15 protein-coding genes are annotated in these 16,845 nt (G+C 69.9%); 9 read left to right on the top strand and 6 right to left on the bottom strand.

The window, feature by feature from the left end; genetic code table 11:
- Positions 1 to 16 precede the first annotated feature (16 nt).
- A complete protein-coding gene (locus AB0F17_RS31110; protein WP_358030071.1) occupies positions 17 to 808 on the top strand; it encodes an ATP-binding cassette domain-containing protein in 792 nt (263 codons plus the stop codon).
- Here the strand turns inward: AB0F17_RS31110 and AB0F17_RS31105 are convergent.
- Positions 805 to 1,518 carry an acetoacetate decarboxylase family protein gene (locus tag AB0F17_RS31105; RefSeq protein ID WP_358030069.1) on the bottom strand — a complete coding sequence of 238 codons (714 nt, stop codon included), beginning with the start codon at positions 1,516 to 1,518 and terminating at the stop codon, positions 805 to 807. The two genes, AB0F17_RS31110 and AB0F17_RS31105, sit on opposite strands and share 4 nt — an antisense overlap.
- 38 nt (positions 1,519 to 1,556) lie before the next feature.
- Between AB0F17_RS31105 and AB0F17_RS31100 the strand changes: the two genes are divergently transcribed.
- Together AB0F17_RS31100 and AB0F17_RS31095 are read left to right on the top strand one after the other, a co-directional pair.
- Positions 1,557 to 2,069 carry an RNA polymerase sigma factor gene (locus tag AB0F17_RS31100; RefSeq protein ID WP_358030397.1) on the top strand — a complete coding sequence of 171 codons (513 nt, stop codon included), beginning with the start codon at positions 1,557 to 1,559 and terminating at the stop codon, positions 2,067 to 2,069.
- Positions 2,062 to 3,012, top strand: a complete 951-nt coding sequence (locus tag AB0F17_RS31095; protein ID WP_358030066.1) for a hypothetical protein — start codon at positions 2,062 to 2,064, stop codon at positions 3,010 to 3,012. Before AB0F17_RS31100 ends, AB0F17_RS31095 begins: the two co-directional genes overlap by 8 nt.
- Here AB0F17_RS31095 and AB0F17_RS31090 read toward each other — a convergent pair.
- From AB0F17_RS31090 to AB0F17_RS31075, 4 genes are all read right to left on the bottom strand, one after another.
- Positions 3,009 to 3,974, bottom strand: a complete 966-nt coding sequence (locus AB0F17_RS31090) for a glycosyltransferase (protein ID WP_358030064.1) — start codon at positions 3,972 to 3,974, stop codon at positions 3,009 to 3,011. The two genes, AB0F17_RS31095 and AB0F17_RS31090, sit on opposite strands and share 4 nt — an antisense overlap.
- A 57-nt stretch (positions 3,975 to 4,031) precedes the next feature.
- Positions 4,032 to 5,279: an acyltransferase family protein gene (locus AB0F17_RS31085; protein ID WP_358030061.1), complete on the bottom strand. Its 1,248-nt coding sequence runs from the start codon at positions 5,277 to 5,279 to the stop codon at positions 4,032 to 4,034.
- A 175-nt stretch (positions 5,280 to 5,454) separates the two neighbouring features.
- Positions 5,455 to 7,095 (bottom strand): LCP family protein, encoded by a 1,641-nt coding sequence (locus AB0F17_RS31080; protein WP_358030059.1) that lies wholly within the window; start codon positions 7,093 to 7,095, stop codon positions 5,455 to 5,457.
- 172 nt (positions 7,096 to 7,267) lie between these two features.
- The gene (locus AB0F17_RS31075; protein WP_358030056.1) at positions 7,268 to 8,716 is read right to left on the bottom strand and encodes a hypothetical protein; all 1,449 of its coding nucleotides are present in this window, start codon (positions 8,714 to 8,716) and stop codon (positions 7,268 to 7,270) included.
- 146 nt (positions 8,717 to 8,862) lie between these two features.
- Here AB0F17_RS31075 and AB0F17_RS31070 point away from each other — a divergent pair, with 146 nt between their 5' ends.
- The 3 genes from AB0F17_RS31070 (at position 8,863) to AB0F17_RS31060 (ending at position 12,939) form a co-directional block, all read left to right on the top strand.
- On the top strand, positions 8,863 to 10,887 hold the full coding sequence (locus AB0F17_RS31070; RefSeq protein ID WP_358030053.1) for a hypothetical protein: 2,025 nt from the start codon (positions 8,863 to 8,865) through the stop codon (positions 10,885 to 10,887).
- Positions 10,888 to 10,982: 95 nt separating this feature from the next.
- Complete coding sequence (locus tag AB0F17_RS31065; protein ID WP_358030050.1) at positions 10,983 to 11,876, top strand: glycosyltransferase family 2 protein; 894 nt, start codon at positions 10,983 to 10,985, stop codon at positions 11,874 to 11,876.
- Between the two features lies 1 nt (position 11,877).
- The gene (locus tag AB0F17_RS31060) at positions 11,878 to 12,939 is read left to right on the top strand and encodes a glycosyltransferase family 4 protein (protein ID WP_358030048.1); all 1,062 of its coding nucleotides are present in this window, start codon (positions 11,878 to 11,880) and stop codon (positions 12,937 to 12,939) included.
- Here the strand turns inward: AB0F17_RS31060 and AB0F17_RS31055 are convergent.
- Entirely contained in the window at positions 12,840 to 13,799 is a 960-nt protein-coding gene (locus AB0F17_RS31055) for a lysylphosphatidylglycerol synthase transmembrane domain-containing protein (RefSeq protein ID WP_358030045.1), read from the bottom strand. The two genes, AB0F17_RS31060 and AB0F17_RS31055, sit on opposite strands and share 100 nt — an antisense overlap.
- A gap of 94 nt (positions 13,800 to 13,893) precedes the next feature.
- Between AB0F17_RS31055 and AB0F17_RS31050 the strand changes: the two genes are divergently transcribed.
- The 3 genes from AB0F17_RS31050 (at position 13,894) to AB0F17_RS31040 (ending at position 16,830) form a co-directional block, all read left to right on the top strand.
- The gene (locus AB0F17_RS31050) at positions 13,894 to 14,721 is read left to right on the top strand and encodes a class I SAM-dependent methyltransferase (protein WP_358030043.1); all 828 of its coding nucleotides are present in this window, start codon (positions 13,894 to 13,896) and stop codon (positions 14,719 to 14,721) included.
- 38 nt (positions 14,722 to 14,759) lie between these two features.
- Entirely contained in the window at positions 14,760 to 15,617 is an 858-nt protein-coding gene (locus tag AB0F17_RS31045) for a lysylphosphatidylglycerol synthase transmembrane domain-containing protein (RefSeq protein WP_358030040.1), read from the top strand.
- A gap of 145 nt (positions 15,618 to 15,762) precedes the next feature.
- Entirely contained in the window at positions 15,763 to 16,830 is a 1,068-nt protein-coding gene (locus AB0F17_RS31040; RefSeq protein ID WP_358030037.1) for a glycosyltransferase family 1 protein, read from the top strand.
- The last annotated feature ends 15 nt before the right edge of the window (positions 16,831 to 16,845 follow it).

Raw genomic sequence — 16,845 nt, 5'->3', positions numbered from 1 at the left:
TTGATAGCCTGCCCCGATGGATCCTGTTACCGGTGGGGTCGTGCTCCGTGCCGTCGAGGTCGATGTGGTCCGTGACGGGACTTCCCTGTTGCGGTCGATCTCCCTGACCGTCGGGCCGGGGGAGCACTGGGCGCTGCTGGGCCCCAACGGGGCCGGGAAGAGCACGCTGCTGGACCTCCTCGGGGCTGTGAAGCATCCCACGCGCGGGATCGTCGAGGTTCTGGGGCATCGGCTCGGCCGGGTGGACATGCGAGAGCTCCGCTCGTTTCTGGGGCACGTCAATCCGCGGCACTCCTTGGAATCCGGCCTCCGGGTCCGGGAACTGGTGCTGACCGGGGCCACCAACACCATCGAGCTCGTCCCTCGCTGGGCGCCCACCGCGGAGCAGGAGGAGCAGGCCCTGCGGCTGATCGGGGTGATGGGGATGACCCGCAAGGCCGAGGCGCGGTGGCCCCACCTGTCCCAGGGAGAGCGCGGACGGGCGCTGATCGCGCGGGCGCTCATGCCGCGGCCGCGGCTGCTGCTGCTCGACGAGCCCGCCACCGGGCTGGACCTGGCCGCCCGGGAGCAGTTGCTCGGCAGCCTCGACGTGCTGCGCGGGGAGCATCCCGCGCTGGCCACCGTACTGGTGACCCATCATCTGGAAGAGCTGCCCGCCAGTACCACGCACGCGCTGCTGTTGCGGGAGGGGGAGTGCATGGCGTCGGGTCCGGTGGACGAGGTGCTGACCACCGACCTGGTGAGCAAGTGCTTCGACCACCCGGTGCGGATCAGCCGCGTCGACGGACGGTGGAGCGCTCGGGCCTAGATGGCCGCCGCGTCGCCGAAGGTCATGGTGGCGCGGGCGACCGTGGTGGTGAGTATGGGGCGCTTCGGCAGGCCCAGTTCGCTCAGTTCCTTGGCTATCGGGTGGTTGCCCAGGCGGATCAGCGCGCCGCCGGGCCGTACGCGGACGCCATGGGTCTCCACCGACCACGGGACGCGGCGCGTCACGCCCTCCCGGTGGGTGAAGGCGTCCAGCGGGACCAGCGCGCCCGCGCCCGGCGCGGGCATGCCCGGTTTGAGCAGCAGGTCGAGCACCAGCCGCCCGTCCTTGCGCAGGACGCAGCGCTTGTACGGCGAGTCGAGCCGCAGGTCGATGTCGGCCAGCTCCTTCGGAAAGCCCCAGATGCGGCGGCCCGCCTCCAAAGTGAACCCCTGATCGACCGGCAGCCAGTGGATGAACACCCCGGCCCGCCGCAGATCGCCCAGCCCGACCGACTGCGTCACACCCGGCGGGCGCACCAGGAACGCCACACCGAACTCGTGGTAGGCGTCCAGATCGCCCTCGCGGTAGTCGACGAACACCAGCACGCAGATCGCCTTGCCGGGGAACACCTCGGCCGCGTCCAGTCCCGAGTAGGCGATCACCGCCCTGGCGGCGTCGGCCCGGACGGGATACATGACGCTGCAGACCGTGGCGTCTCTCACCTGGACGGGCATGCTCACCGTGCGGCCCTGGATCAGATGCGAAGACATGAGTCCAGTACATCAACCGCGAAGCCGTGTGACCATTCCTGCCCGGATCCCGTCTGGTCTGTTGTGACATTCGTAAGAACGCGGAGGGCATCATCATCGAGGAGCTGTACCGCGAGCACTGGGCGCTCGTGTGCGGGTTCCTGTTACGCCGCACCCGCGACCCCCATCTCGCCGAGGACCTGGCCCAGGAGACGTTCGTCAAGGCCACCAGGGCGCTGCTCGGCTGGCGCGGCGAGAACGCGGCCGCGTGGCTGCTCTCCATCGCCCGCAACGTTCTGGTCGACCACGTCCGGCGCCACCGCCGTGAGCTGGCCCTGCCCGACCCCGACGAGCTCGGTGTGCCCGCGCTGCACGTCGAGTCGCTGGCCGTGCGCGACGCCCTGGATCGGCTGCCCGAGCAGCACCGCAGGCTGCTCGCCCTGGTCTACTTCGAGGGCTTCTCGCTGGTCGAGGTGGCCGCGATGACCGGCAAGAAGCACGCCACGATCAAGACCGCCGTGTGGCGGGCCAGAGCCGCCTTCGCCGACATCTATGGAGTCCTCCATGACTGAAGATGACCTTCTGCCCATGCCCGACTTCGATCCCAAGGCGACCCGCCGTGCCGTCCGGCGGGGTCTCACGCGCACCGCGATCACCGTGCTGGCGGCGCTGGTCGTCCTCGTCCTGGTGGCGACGGTCGGCTCCAGCCTGATCCAGCAGCGCGGTGACCGGGAAATGCGCATGACGGACGTGCTCGGCACCGCCTTCAAGATCTACAACCCCGGCTACGACATCCAGGTCCAGGATTGGGGTGCCACCACGCCGCTGTCGATGTCGTTCACCGTGAGCGCCCGCCCGATGCGGGCCGTCGGGGGCTTCGTAGCTGGTTACGGAGGCGCGGAACATGTCATCACCCAGGACTTCTTCGGTCGCGTGGGCAGGTTGCCGCTGGGCAACGACGCCAACACCACGCTGAGCACGGCGATCGCCAATGTGAGCACCGGCAACCAGCCCAAACAGGACAGCCGCAAGGTCCTCGCCCGGCTGCCCGAGGGACTCAACGCGCTTGCCGTGATCGAGTTCGCCAAGCCGCTCACCACGAAGGAGCTCGCCGCCTTCACCGCCCGATACAAGACCTCCGCCGACAAGGTGGTGTACGAGCGGCGCCCCAGGTCGATTCCCATTACGTGGGGTGGGCCGCCGATGTGGGACAGAGACCCTATGCCGGAAATGGACGGCACCACCAAGACCCACGCGATCATGCCCGATGAGGCGATCGAGCTGGACCTCGCGAGCTTCCGCCGCTGGGTGGCCATCCTCCAGGACTACGACGACGACAACCTGCACGACTTCGACCTGAGCCTGGCCCGGCTGCGCAAGGCCGCCAAGGACGGCTTGGCCTACGCCTACGTGGACTCGGGGGCCACGATCGGCGAACTACGAAAGATCATCGAGGACCCGCTGGTCCAGACGGTCCGCGTGGCGGACGTCACCTACGACGTCGAACGGCCCTAGACGGCCAGGGAGTGGGCGGGCACCTGGACCCCCGCCCACCTCTCCATCCTGGTCACGAACTCCGCCGCGTGGTCGGGCCAGTGGTGACGCAGCCGGGCCTCGGCGTGGCCGCGCGCCCCCAGGGCGGCCCGCCGCGCGGGGTCCTCCTTGAGATCGAGTACGGCGTTCACGAGCGCGTCCACGTCGAGCGGCACCACGACCCCGCACCCGACCCGCTCCGCCACCGAGCCGTGCGGTGTGGTGATCACCGGGAGCCCCCGGCCCATGTAGTCGAGGATCTTGGTCGGCGTCCTCGGGCCGGTCTCCGCCGACAGCGCCAGGCCGGCCAGGGCGCCTTCGGCCATGCGCAGGGCGTGGCGGTTCGGGACGTACCCGAACCAGTCGAGCAGCCCGACCCGCTGCGCGTCCCGCAGCAGCGGCCGGACCTCACGGTCGGCGGCGCCGAGCAGGTCCATCCGGATGCCGTGCGGGACGAGCCGCTCGGCCAGCCCGATGAGCTCGGAGACGCCGCGCTCGAGGGAGAGCCGCCCGATGTGCACCACCCTGGTGTCGCCGGGCGGGGGCGGCGCCGCCGACACCAGGGTGGCTTCCGGCACCACGGCGGAGGTGACCACGTGGTGACGCCGCTCGGCCCGGGACAGTTGCCTGGCGGTGACCTGCTCCCGTACGTCCCAGACGATCGGCGGGTGGTGGAAGGGCAGGGTGTGCAGCAGACGGTGGTCGTGCAGCACCAGCAGGTCGGCGCCTCTGAGGCCGCGCTTGAGCGCCGCCCGCGCCCGGCCGTAGCCGGCGTCGCGTGGCACGTCGACCGCGGCGACGCCCATCGCGGGCGTCACGTTGTAGTAGGTGAAGGGCGCGACGTAGGTCACCTCGTGGCCCGCGTCGAGCAGCGCCCGGATCTGCCGATGCATGATCCGGGCGTCCTCGGGGTGGTGGCTGGTGGTGGCTACGCATACACGCATGCGGTCGATGCTGCGCCGCTACCTGGTCAATGGCGTAAATGCTGGGGGAATTGCCGCTTAATTTCCTGACGGGCGACGGTAGAGCCAAGTCAGCCGAGGCTCGAGCACCCACTTGAACACCGTGCGCGTCTCGGGCAGGCACAGCACGATCGCCAGGGCGAAACAGCTCGCACTGATCGCCAGCACCCCGAGCGGGCCGTGCAGCCAGGGCAGCTCCAGCCACCCCTGGTCCTTGGCGATGAGGACGGGGATGCCGTGGAGCAGGTAGCAGTAGAGGGTGCGGGTGCCGAGATCCGTGAACCAGGTCTCGCGCCTGGGCACCAGGGCCAGGACGGCGTACGACATGGCCAGCCCGCAGATCAGCAGCCCGGTGCGCACGCCGAGGCCCATCCACCAGGACAGATCTAAGTCCTGGAAGCTGTGCTTGTAGTAGAAGGGCTTCAGCGGCGCCTTGGGCGCGATGAAGATCGACACCGCGGCGGCGCCGAGCACCACGACCCCCGAGACGATCTTGATCCACCGGCGGTCGAGCAGCTCGAAGTGCTCAGGCTGCGTCACGAGCCCGATGACGAAGAACGGCATCAGACCGAAGAAGCGGTCCATGCTGAAGTCACCGGAGATCTGCGAGAACCCGGCGAACAGGTAGATCGCGATCGCCACCGGGATCGGGTGCTTCATCCGCTTCCACACGGGTGTGGACAGCCGCCAGAACAGCAGCGCCAGCAGGTACCAGTTGATCCACGCGGGATCGATGATCGTCAGGCTCCACTTTTCGCCCAGGCCGAGCCGGACGAGCGCGTAGCCGACCTCCACGATCACGTACGGCACGACGAACGTGTCGACCAGCTTGTTCGTCTTGGCGTTGGAGTTCCAGAAATTCCTGGACAGATAGCCGCTGATGAGCACGAACAGCGGCATGTGGAAGGTGTAGATGAAGATGTAGAGCGACCTGGCCGAGTCGGTGGACAGCGTCGGCACCAGCGAGTGGCCGACGATCACGAACGCGATCAGGACGAACTTGACGTTGTCCAGATACGGATCGCGCTTGCGCTTGGGGGCCTCGGGCTGGGGCTCGGGGGCCGGTTCTGGCTCCGGCTGGTCCTGGTCCTCGTCTTGGTCCCGGTCCTTGTCCTGGTCCTTGTCCGTCTTGGACGGGCCGACGCCGTGCGGATCCGTCTTCTCACTCCAGAAAGCCTCCTCCGGCAGCGGCCATTGAGCTCCTGTGCTCGCGGGGCCGACGGCCTCGTCGGCGTCACCCGGGTCGGGGGGCGTCGTGACCGGTGGGGAGTGCTTGGTGTCAGACACTACGGAGTCGCTCAGCTTCACTCGGGGCCGGGGGAACGCGACAGGCAGCACGCATGCACACGTCCTTGACGAGTGAAGCGAGCCGCGTCGCCGACCCGCTACACATTAGCCCGGCAACGAGGCTCCTGTCTCACGTGCGGTGCGAGAACACCCGGTTACACAGGGAACTTGGAGGTCAGGTGCAGACGTTCTTCTGCTTGTCCGCCGAGATCGTGCTGTTGTTGACGCTGTCGGGCAACTTGGTGACCTTGACCGACTTGAAGTCCTCGCCGATGATCAGCTGGATCACGGGCGGGTTCGCCGTCGCCGGGGTCGTCGAGGGCACGGGCACCGGAGAGGTGTAGGTGTCGGTCGTCGTCGGCTTGAGCCTGCCCGCCGTCGGAGCCGGCTTGGGCTGCATGGCCTTGATCAGCACGTCGCTGTACGCGGCGCCGTCGGCGGCCTTCTTGGCGTAGCGGACCTGGGTGGTCGCCTGGCTCTTGCCGTCGGCGGCCAGGTAGTTGCCCACGCCCGTGACCTTGAAGCCCTCCTTGCTCAGCAGGTCGGCGACCTCTTTGGCCTTGCCCTGCGTCGTCGTGCCGTTGAGCACCTGGACCTGGACCTGCTCCGGCTTGACGTTGATCTTGGGCGTCGAGGCGGCGGTCGACGCCGACGCGGCGGGTTCGGGCAGGTCGACGTCGCTCTTGATCGCGTTGAACAGCTCGTTGGCGTCGGGCTGCCGCCAGACCACCCGGTTCTTGTCCTCCGGGTCGGGCTGCCACGGGATCGTGGTGAACTTGACCCCGCCCGCCGTCATCTTCTGCGCGCTCGTGGCGATCTCGATGAGCTGCGTGGTGTCGTTGGCCAGGTCCGGGTCCATCGTCACCGACTTGGCGGTGGCCTTGATGAAGGCCCTGAGCTTTCCGACGTCGGTGAGCAACTGGCTGCTGGTGGCCTTCTGCACGATCTTGCTCAGGAAGATCTGCTGGCGCTTGATCCGCTGGATGTCGCTGCCGTCGCCGTAGTGGCGCAGCCGGACGTAGCCCAGCGCCTGCTCGCCGTTCAGCTTGCTCTTGCCCGCGGGCAGCTTCAGATGGGAGTTCTTGTCGTCCACGCCGTTCGCGAGGCAGATCTCGATGCCGTCGAGCGCGTCGACGATGTTCTTGAAACCGCTGAAGTCGACCTCGACGAAGTGGTCGACGCGGATGCCGGTGAGGGTCTCCAGCGTGGACATCGTGCACGCGACGCCGCCCGAGCTGTACGCCGAGTTGATCATGTCGCGGCGCGGCGGCATCTCCTGCTTGGTGGTCTCGTTCTTGCACTTGGGGATCTCCACCATCGAGTCACGCGGGAAGCTGATGAGCCGCGCCTGATCCCGGTTGGGCGAGATGTGCATCAGGATGATCGTGTCGGTGCGCTTGCCGCCCGCGTCGGCCTCCCGGGCGAGCTTCTGGCCGTATTGGGCGTTGCCCTTGCCCGCGCGAGTGTCGGAGCCGACCAGCAGCACGTTGAGCGCGCCGGTCTCCGGCGGCCGGGGGTTGATGATGTCCTTGTCGACGGGTCTCTGGTTGATGCTGCCGAAGGCGTCGCGGTAGAGCGTGTAGCCGGTCAGCGCGCCGGCGACCATGAGCGAGGTGGTCGCGATGCTGATCCAGGCCAGCACGCGCATCTTGTTGCCACCACCGCCACCGCCGCCGCGATGGCCGCGGGGCGGCAGGTCTTCGGGTGGCGGGGGAGGAGGAGGGGAGGAGGCCGCTGCCCGGCGCGACATCCGGCTGCCAGGCTGTGTCGAGGCGACCCTGCGGTCCTGCACGGACACGCTCCACTGGTCACTCATGCGCCCCCTCGCCTAGTCCGGTTGGCTCGGTCATTCTGCGCCACGAGACTAGGTCACGGACGGCGTACCCGCAGCCATGACGAAGAGAATCGACCGTGACCCGGACGTGATGTTACCGCGCAAAAGCATACTCAGAACTGGACATTTAGCGGAATATTCATCGTCAAAGTCTTTACGCATTGCGGGGGTCGGAACGGGTGGCCAGAGCCGCCGCCAGGCAGGCCAGAGGTACAGCAGGTAGGACATACCGGTAGTCGAACTCGGCCACGGCCGACGGTATGACCAGCAGGAGAACCGCCGTTGACCAGGGCAGCAACCACGGAGGCGGCTCGTCGGTCAGGCTCGCGAGCCGTCGCCCGCCGGTCAGCCTCCGCCTGATCGCCAGGGCGGGCGGGACGAGCAGGACGGCCAGCAGCACGGTGCCCGGCAGGCGCCCGGCCTCCTGGTAGGCGCGCATCCAGCCGGCGTACGGCTCGACGACCTCGGTGCCGATCGGTCCCTGCTCGTAGCGCCTGCCCAGGTCGGCGCCGAGCTGCGCGGCCCACCGGCCCGGCGGCTGCGGCGAGACGGCGGGGAACTCGTAGTAGTCGTAGATCTCGTGGTCGGGATAGACCGGGCGGCCCCAGACGAACGAACGCCCCAGCTCCGACAGCACGGAGGCCGCGTAGTCGAGCGGCTGCTCACGGATGGCCAGCGAGGCGAACCGGCCCGCCAGATCGTTGCTCTCCTCGGTGAACGTGATGTCGGGCAGCGCGACGAGCGGGGAGTCCTTGGCCCAGATGTACTCCTGCGAGGGTGGCCGCCGATCGGGCGGCCGGGGGTCGCAGAGCACTTTGAGATCCGGTGGGGGCTCCATCTTCGCGCAGTCGGCGAACGACATCGTGCGGGCGTAGAGGAACACGCCGTTCGCTCCGACGATGCCGACGCGGTGGTAGGTGGCGTAGAACCAGCCTCCGTACGCGATGACCGGCGCCAGCGCGGCCACCACCACGACCCCGGCGAGCCCCACCCGCCTGCGCAGCAGGAACCAGGCCGCCACGACCACGATCAGCGGCTGCCCGACGGTCCTGGTGAGCGTGGCGGCGGCCAGCAGCAGCCCGACGGCGATCACCACGGGCCGGTCGGCCAGGGTGAGCGCGATCGCGGCGACGACCAGGAACATGAAGAGCGCGTCGGAGACGAGCAGGTGCTCCAGCTCGATCTGGTAGGCGTCCAGCAGCACCGGCACCGTGGCCAGCGTCGCCACCCACCGGGGCGCCCGGCGCGCGCACCAGTAGACCAGCACGCCGGTGGCCAGGCCGAGCAGGTGCTGCACGGCGGTGATCGCGCCGAAGGAGTGGAACGGTTCGAGCGCCTTCATGAAGGCCGAGTAGCCGGCGGGACGCACCAGGTCGGGGCGGGGGTGGAAGACGGTGACGACGTAGGTGTAGGAGTCGGGGAACCACAGGGCCGGGCGGTAGCCGAGCATCGTGACGACCCGCAGCGCGGCGCCCAGGGTCAGGACCGCCAGGAACCAGCCGTGCCGCCGCGCCAGTGAGGCCGCCGCCCGGGCGGGCCCGGGCCGGGGCTCGCCGACGAGCGTCGTCTCCTCCACCCGGACGTCCTCCCGCTTCCCCCGCACGTCGCGTACGCTACCCGCGTTTCGCGCGATCCCGCGTAACCGCTCATCCGGGCGGGCTGGGGTCCTTTGGGGTCCTCACGCTGTGCGGGCTGGGGTCCTTTGGGATCGTCGCGCCGTCCGTGTGTTGGATACGCTCGCGATCACCGATGGGAATCGCCTGGCTGGACCGGACGCGCAGGCCGTCGGCGGGCCGGGTGCTCGCCGTGGTCTCGGTGTTGCCTGCCCTGGTCGTGGCGGGCTGGCTGCTCGCCGCGCTGCCGCTGCTGCTGGCCGGCTGGTACCAGCCGGTGCCCGCGCTGGTGCTCGGGGCGGTGGTCATCGGGGTGCTGTGCTGGTTCGCCCTCCGCCGGCCGTTCAAGGTCGCGGAGGGGGCGACCGGGCGGCAGGTCGGCGCGGTCGTCGCCGTCGCGGTCGGGTCCGGTGTGTTCAACGCGATCATGCACAGCGAGCAGCTGATCGTCAGGCGTGACCCCGCCACGTACGCGCAGTACGCCACCTGGCTGGCCGGACACGGCTCGCTGCCGATCCCCGCGCAGGCGGCGGCGTTCGGCGGGGCCGATCCGGCGCTCGTGTTCGAGAGCGTCGGGTTCTACGACGTCGGCGGGTCGGTGGTGCCGCAGTTCATGCCGGGACCGCCGCTGCTGTTCGCCGCGGGCGACTGGCTCGGCGGGCTGCTGCTGACACCTGCCGTGCTGGGGGCGCTGGCCGTGCTCACGCTGGCGGGGGTGGTGGGCCGGCTCGTCGGCGGGCGCTGGGCGCCGGTGGCGGCGCTGGCCTTCGCGGTGAGCCTGCCGATCCTCTACACCTCACGGACCACCTTCAGCGAGATTCCCTCTCTGATCCTGCTGTTCGGCGGCCTGGCCCTGGTCCACGACGCCCTCGCACGCGGGAGCATCCAGCGAAGACAGGGGGCGCTGGCCGGGCTGGTGTTCGGGCTGGCCGTGCTGGTCCGGATCGATGGGCTGCGTGATGTGCTGCCGGTCCTGGCGTTCGCCGGGGCACTGATCGCCTGGCGGCGCCTCGGCAGGCCCCAGGGGGCGCTCGGGCCGCCGCTCCTGCTCGGGCTCGCGGCCGGTGCCGGGTTGGGGCTGCTGGCGGCGTACGTGCTGGCGCGGCCGTATCTGTCCTATCTGTCCAGGTCGGTCAATCCGCTGCTGCTCATCTGCGCCGCCGTTCTCCTCCTCACCCTGGCCGGTACGCTCGCCGCGCCCCGGCTGGCCCGGATCCGGCTGCCCAGGTGGCTTCCGGACGTGGGGGCCGTGCTGGTCGTGCTGGTCATGGTCGGCCTGGCCGTGCGGCCGTTGCTGCAGACCGTGCGACGGGTGGCCACGACGAAGGAGGACAAGCTCACCGCCACATTCATCGAACAGACGCAGAAGGCCAACGGCCTGCCCGTCGACGGCACCCGGCTCTACTCGGAGCTGTCCCTGCACTGGGTGAGCTGGTACGTCGGCGTCCCCGTGATCGTCCTCGCCACGATCGCGGCGGCGGTGCTGGTGCGCGGGCTGGTCAGGAACGGTGCCCCGGCCGAGTGGCTACTGCCGCTGGCCGTCATCGGCTGGACCACGGTGACCACGCTGCTGCGCCCGGAGATCACCCCCGACCAGCCGTGGGCCGCCCGCCGCCTGGTCCCGGTGGTGATCCCGGGACTGATTCTGCTGGCGGTGTGGGGGCTGGAGTGGGTGCGTAACCAGGCCATCCTGCGCAAGTACGGCCGATGGATCACCGCCGCGGGCACCGTGCTCATCCTGGCGCCCCCGGTCATCACGTCGATCGGGATCGCGTTCACCCCGGTGGAGCGGGGCGAGCGGGCGGCGGTCGAGGCGATGTGCGCGAAGATCCCGCCGAACGCCTCGGTGCTGATCGTCGAGCGGGTGACGGGTAACCGGTTCACCCAGCTCGTCCGCGGCATGTGCGGCCGACCGGCGGCGCAGGTCCGTCCGGTGAGCGGGGATACGGCGGACGAAGCCGACGTGCGCCGAGTGATCGCTCGCGTCCGCGCCACCGGCCGCGTCCCGGTCGTGCTGGCCGCCGAGGAGGGGCAGGTGGCCGCTTACGGCCCGAAGACGCAGGTCATGGCCCTGGTGACCCGGCAGGACGAGCGCTCTCTCGTCGACGCGCCGAACGGCACCTGGTCGCTCCGGATCAACGTGTGGATGGCCGTGGGCTGACCTCGTCACCGGCCGCAGGTGGACTCGGCTCCCGGCTGGGCAGAGTACCCTCGACGCACGTGAGCACGCCTGAGACTCCCCAGAGTGGATACGCCGTGGAAGAAGCGCCATACGTCACGATCGTCTTGCCCTGCTACAACGAGCAGGACCACGTCATCGACGAGGTCGAGCGCATCACCAAGGCGATGGACTCCAGCGGCTACACCTATGAGCTCGTGGCGGTCGACGACTGTTCCACCGACGAGACGCTGGCCAGGCTGCAGGAGGCCGCGCCGCGGTTCGAGCGGTTGCGGATCCGCGCGTTCCACCGCAACGGCGGGGCGGGCACCGTGCGCCGGATCGGCACGCAGGAGGCCAAGGGCGAGATCGTCGTCTGGACCGACGCCGACATGACCTACCCCAACGAGCGCATCCCCGAGCTGGTCCAGATCCTGGAGAAGGACACGACGGTCGACATGGTCGTCGGCGCCCGCACGTCCGAGGAGGGGTCGCACAAGCTGCTGCGCGTCCCGGCCAAGTGGGTGATCCGCAAGGTGGCGGAGCAGCTCGCCGGGCAGAAGATCCCGGACCTCAACTCCGGGCTGCGCGCGTTCCGCAGGACGGTGGCCAAGCCCTACCTGCGGCTGCTGCCGCCCGGGTTCTCCTGCGTCACGACGATCACGCTGTCGTTCCTGTCGAACCAGCACGACGTCTACTACCTGCCGATCGGCTACGCCAAGCGGGCGGGCAAGTCGAAGTTCAGCTTCGTCTCCGACGCCTACCGCTACATCCTGCAGGTGCTGCGGATGATCATGTACTTCAACCCGCTCAAGGTGCTCATGCCGCCCGCGTTGTGGCTGGTGGGGATCGGGTTCGTCAAGGGTATCTGGGACATGATCCAGCACCCGTTCTACTTCCCGGCCAACACCGTCATGATCTTCCTGTCGGGGCTGCTCATCGGGTCCGTGGCACTTCTGGCCGACCTGATCGTGCGGTCGCGGGGCGAATAGCGTGCGCATCGCCATCGTCGGCCCCACCTACCCCTACAAAGGGGGCGGGGCGCAGCACACCACCGAGCTGGCGCACCGGCTGACGGCGCTCGGCCACGACGTGGTGATCGAGTCGTGGCGGGCCCAGTACCCGGCGTTCCTCTACCCGGGCCAGCAGACGATCTCCGCACCCGAGGGCACCCCCTACCCCAAGACGCTGCGCAGGCTCGACTGGCGCAGCCCCGGCGGCTGGGTGGCGTGCGGACGCCGGCTGCGCTCGGCCGACCTGGTGATCCTGGCCGTCCTGAGCCCGGTGCAGGTCCCGGCCTATCTCGGCATCCTGTACGGCCTGGGCAGGAAGACCAAGACCGTCGCCCTGTGCCACAACGTGCTGCCGCATGAGCGCAAACCGTACGACAGGCCGCTGATGAAGGCGCTGCTCAACCGGGTCGACGCGGTGCTGACCCACTCCGACGAGCAGGCGGCGCTGGCGGCCTCCCTGAGTGACCGGCCGGTGAGTGTGGCCGGGCTGCCGCCGCACCTGCCGTCCACGACCGGGGAGCGATCCGCCGAGGTGCACGAGCGGCTGCTGTTCTTCGGCATCGTCCGGCCGTACAAGGGGCTCGACCTGCTGCTGCGCGCCCTGCCGGAGGGGGTCGGGCTGACCGTGGCGGGGGAGTTCTGGGGCGGGCTCGACGGCACCCGGGCGTTGATCGGCGAGCTGGGCATCGCGGACCGGGTGGAGCTGCGGCCCGGTTACGTGGCCGCCGAGGACGTGCCGAAGCTGTTCGCCTCCGCCGACGCGCTCGTCCTGCCGTACCGTACCGCGACAGCCAGCCAGAACGTCTGGCTGGCGCACGAGCACGGCGTGCCGGTGATCGCGACCCGCGTCGGCGCGCTCGCCGACCACGTGACCGACGGCGTCGACGGGCTGCTGATCGAGCCGGACGACGTCGAGGTGCTCAACCGGGCGATCAAGCGGTTCTACGCGCCGGGCGAGCCCGAACGGTTGCGGTCGGGCGTCAAGGCGGTCGATCCGGAGCCGTTCTGGTCGGCGTATTCAGCGGTGCTCCTCGACGCCTGACGGCCCAGCAGGAACGCGATGCCCGCGGCGACGGCGTCGCCCAGGGTGAACGCCAGCCGCGACACCACCGCGACCGCGTAGGACGGGCCGGTGCCGATCAGCGGCGAGAGCACGAGGATCATGGCGCCCTCACGCACCCCGACCCCGGCGGGCACGACGAACGTCAGCAGCCCGGTCGCCCAGGCGAACGCGTAGGCCCCGGTCGCGACCACGTAGAGGTCCCACCTGCCGGACAGCAGCCAGGTGTGCAGGCCGTAGATGAACCAGCCGAGCGCGGTCCAGCCCACCGCGACCAGCACGGTACGGCCGGGCAGCACGCTTTCGAGCGGCTCCTTGCGCGCCAGGCGCAGGGCCAGGTTGAGGCCCCAGGTGAGCACCTTGGGGTGCAGGCACACGATGATCACCGGGACGAGCAGCAGCAGGTACCACGCCTGGCGCACGGCCTGCTGCGTCGCCAGCGTCGCGGCGGCGATCGAGAGCGCCACCCCCAGGTTGATCACCAGGGACAGCGAGATGCAGGCGAACGTCCGGCGCGGCGGGCTGCCGTGGTCACGGCCGAGCTCCATCATCGCCGCGTACGCCCAGACCGAGCCGGGGATGTACTTGCCGAGCTGGCCCACGAACATGATCCGCCCGGTCACCCGCAGCGGCAGCGGCGACCCGAGCCCGGCCAGCACCTTCCGCCAGGCGAGCAGCATGCAGAACTGCCCGGCCAGCACCGCGGCGAACGCCCCGAGCACCGCCCATGGCGACAGCGCGGTCACGGCCGCGGTGGTCTCGTCCCAGTTTCTGGCCAGTCCGTACCCGAGGAAACCGAGCGCGACCAGCGCGAGGAAGACGCGCAGCAGGCGGCGGATCATTGGCCAAGGCTAACGGTGGTCGACCGCGTATATCCAGACGACGCCGGTGACTACAGCGGTCAGCGCCTCCCATACGCGGGTACTGTTGGGCGGCGTGGGTAAGGAACGGGTCGCACAGCTGGAGTACTCCGAGTTCCAGTCGGCGATGCTCGACGAGAAGAAACGCCGGCGCAAGGCCGCGAAGATCATCGCGGTGGTGGAGCACTTCCACGGCCCGCTCGGCGGGCTGACCGTCGGCGATGTCGGCTGCTCGGCCGGGTTCATCGCCGACGAGCTGGCCGGCGCGGGGGCCAAGCACACGCTGGGCATCGACATCGACGTCCCCGGGCTGCGCAAGGCGGCCGACCGGTTCGGCGAGCGGGTGGCGTTCGTCTGCGGCGACGGCACCGCGCTGCCCTTCCCCGACGGCTCGGTCGACGTGCTGGTGTTCAACCACATCTACGAGCACGTGGTCGACCCCGACGCCGTGGTGGCCGAGATGCACCGCGTGCTGTCCGACGACGGCGTGCTCTACCTGGGGCTGGGCAACCGGCTCGGCATCATCGAGCCGCACTACAAGCTGCCGTTCCTGTCCTACCTGCCGCCCGCGCTCGCCGACCGCTACGTGCGCGCCTCCGGCCGCGCCGACCACTACTACGAGCGCTTCCGCACCCGGCGCGGCCTGCGCAGGATGCTGCGGGCCTTCCACGTGTGGGACTACACCTTCCCGGTGCTGGCGACGCCGACCCGGTTCGCCGGGTCCGAGTTGTTCCCGGGCGCGCTCGGGCGCCTGGTGCAGGCCGTGCTGGCGCGCACGCCGCGCGCGGTGCTGCGGCTGCTCCTGCCGATCGTGCCCACGTACCTGTGGGTGGCGACGAAGACGCCCCGGCGCCCGGCCGGCGCCGATCTGCCGCAGCCGCCCGAGCGGGTCCGCCCACTGTGAGCACCATCAAACCCGGTACGTCAGGCAAGGCGCCCGTCGTGCGGAAGGTCGTGCGGTTCGGGTTCCTGCTGGTCGCCCTCGGGTTCGGTGTGTGGGCCGTGGCGTCGCAGTGGGACGCCGTGGTCGCCGGGTTCGCCCGGCTGAGCTGGCCGCTGCTGGCCGCCTCCCTGGTCGGCGTCGTGGGCGCGCTGCTGTGCGCCATGCTGACCTGGCGCACCCTGCTGGCCGACCTGGGCTCGCCGCTGCCCCTTCGCTCCGCCGCCAAGGTGTTCTTCGTCGGCCAGCTCGGCAAGTACATCCCCGGCGCGGTCTGGCCGGTGCTCGCCCAGATGGAGATGGGCCGCGACCTCGGCGTGCCACGCCCGCGCAGCGCGGCGGCGTTCTTCCTGACGATGCCGATCCAGCTGGCCACCGGCCTGCTCGTCACGCTGGTCACGCTCGGCTGGGACCGGTTCGGCTGGCTGCTGCTGCTCGTCCCCGTGCTGCTGGTGCTGCTGGAGCCCAAAGTGATCAACGGGCTGATCGGGTTCGGTCTGCGCCGGCTCAAGCGCGAGCCGCTCGAACACCCGCTCACCCGGCGCGGCATGCTCACCGCGCTCGGCTGGGCCCTGGCCGGCTGGATCTGCTACGGCCTGCACCTGTACTTCATCGTGCCGCAGGCCGGCCTGCTCTTCGCCATCGGCGCCTTCGCGCTGTCGTGGTGCCTGGGCATCATGTCGGTCATCGCGCCCGCCGGGGCCGGTGTTCGGGAAGTGGTCATCGTGGGCGTGCTGTCCCCGGTGATGCCCTCGGGTCAGGCCATCGCCGTGGCTCTTTCATCGCGAATCGTCATCGTCATCGGTGATCTGATCTGCGCGGGCATAGCGGGAATCGCGGCTCGGCGCGACTCGGTGTGATTTAGGCCACGATTTGGGGGACGCTGGTCATAAGCTGAACCTAGAGGGGGGCGACAACGTCCCACGTTGATCTTGAGGGGAGAAGATCTTCGTAATGCCTCGAGTGCTCGTCGATGCCGCGGCGGTCCCCGCAGACCGTGGTGCGTTGATCAGATATGTGGACGGGCTCGTCGCCGGGCTCGACCGGGCCGGCGCCGACATCGCCGTGGTCTGCCAGCGGGCGGACGCCGACCGTTATGGGCGGCTTGCGCCCTCGGCGCGGATCATGCCGGGCCCTGTCGCCATCACCAACCGGGCCGCCAGGCTCGCCTGGGAGCAGACCGGAGTGCCGCTGCTCGCCCGCCAGGCGGGGGCGCAGGTCATCCACGCCCCCTACTACTCGATGCCGATCCGCGCCGGCCTGCCCACTGTGGTGACCGTGCACGACGTCACCTGGTTCACCGAGCCCGACCAGCACAGCGCGGTCCGGGCGTCGTTCTTCCGGTCCGCCACCCGCACCTCCGTACGGCATGCCACTCGCGTGATCGTGCCGTCCAAGGCGACGAGGGACGAGCTGATCCGGGTGCTCGCCGCCGATCCGACCCGCATCGACGTCGCCTACCACGGTGTCGACCTGCACCTCTTCCACCCGCCGGACGAGATCGAGATGCTCCGCGCGGCCACCAGGTGCGGCCTGCACGGCCAGTCGTACGTGGCCTTCCTGGGCACGCTCGACCCGCGCAAGAACGTGCCCAACCTCATCCGCGGCTTCGCCATGGCCGTCAAGAGCCTGGACAAGCCGCCCGCGCTGGTGCTCGGCGGCGGGGTCCACGAGGATGACGTCGACGCCGCCTGCCGGGAGGTCGAGGCCACGGTCAAGGTGGTGCGGCCGGGTTACCTGCGCGTTCCGGACCTGCCGGGGTTCCTCGGCGGGGCGGCCGTGGTGGCGTTCCCGTCGCGCGGCGAGGGGTTCGGGCTGCCCGTGCTGGAGGCGATGGCCTGCGGCGCGCCGGTGCTCACCACGCACCGCACCTCGCTGCCCGAGGTGGGCGGCGACGCCGTCGCCTACACCGAGCCCGACGTCGACAGCATCGCCGGCGAACTGGGCCGGCTGCTCGCCTCTCCCGAACGGCGGCGGCAGCTCCGCGAGGCCGGTCTGGCCAGGGCCCGTGAATTCACCTGGGAGGCGTCCGTGGAGGCGCATCTCAGTTCCTATCAACGCGCAATTGAATAAGATAACCTCACCGAG

It is taken from the genome of Nonomuraea sp. NPDC026600, from assembly GCF_040638335.1.
In the GTDB taxonomy this organism is placed as follows: Bacteria; Actinomycetota; Actinomycetes; order Streptosporangiales; family Streptosporangiaceae; genus Nonomuraea.
This window is presented reverse-complemented; position numbering and strand designations above follow the sequence as displayed.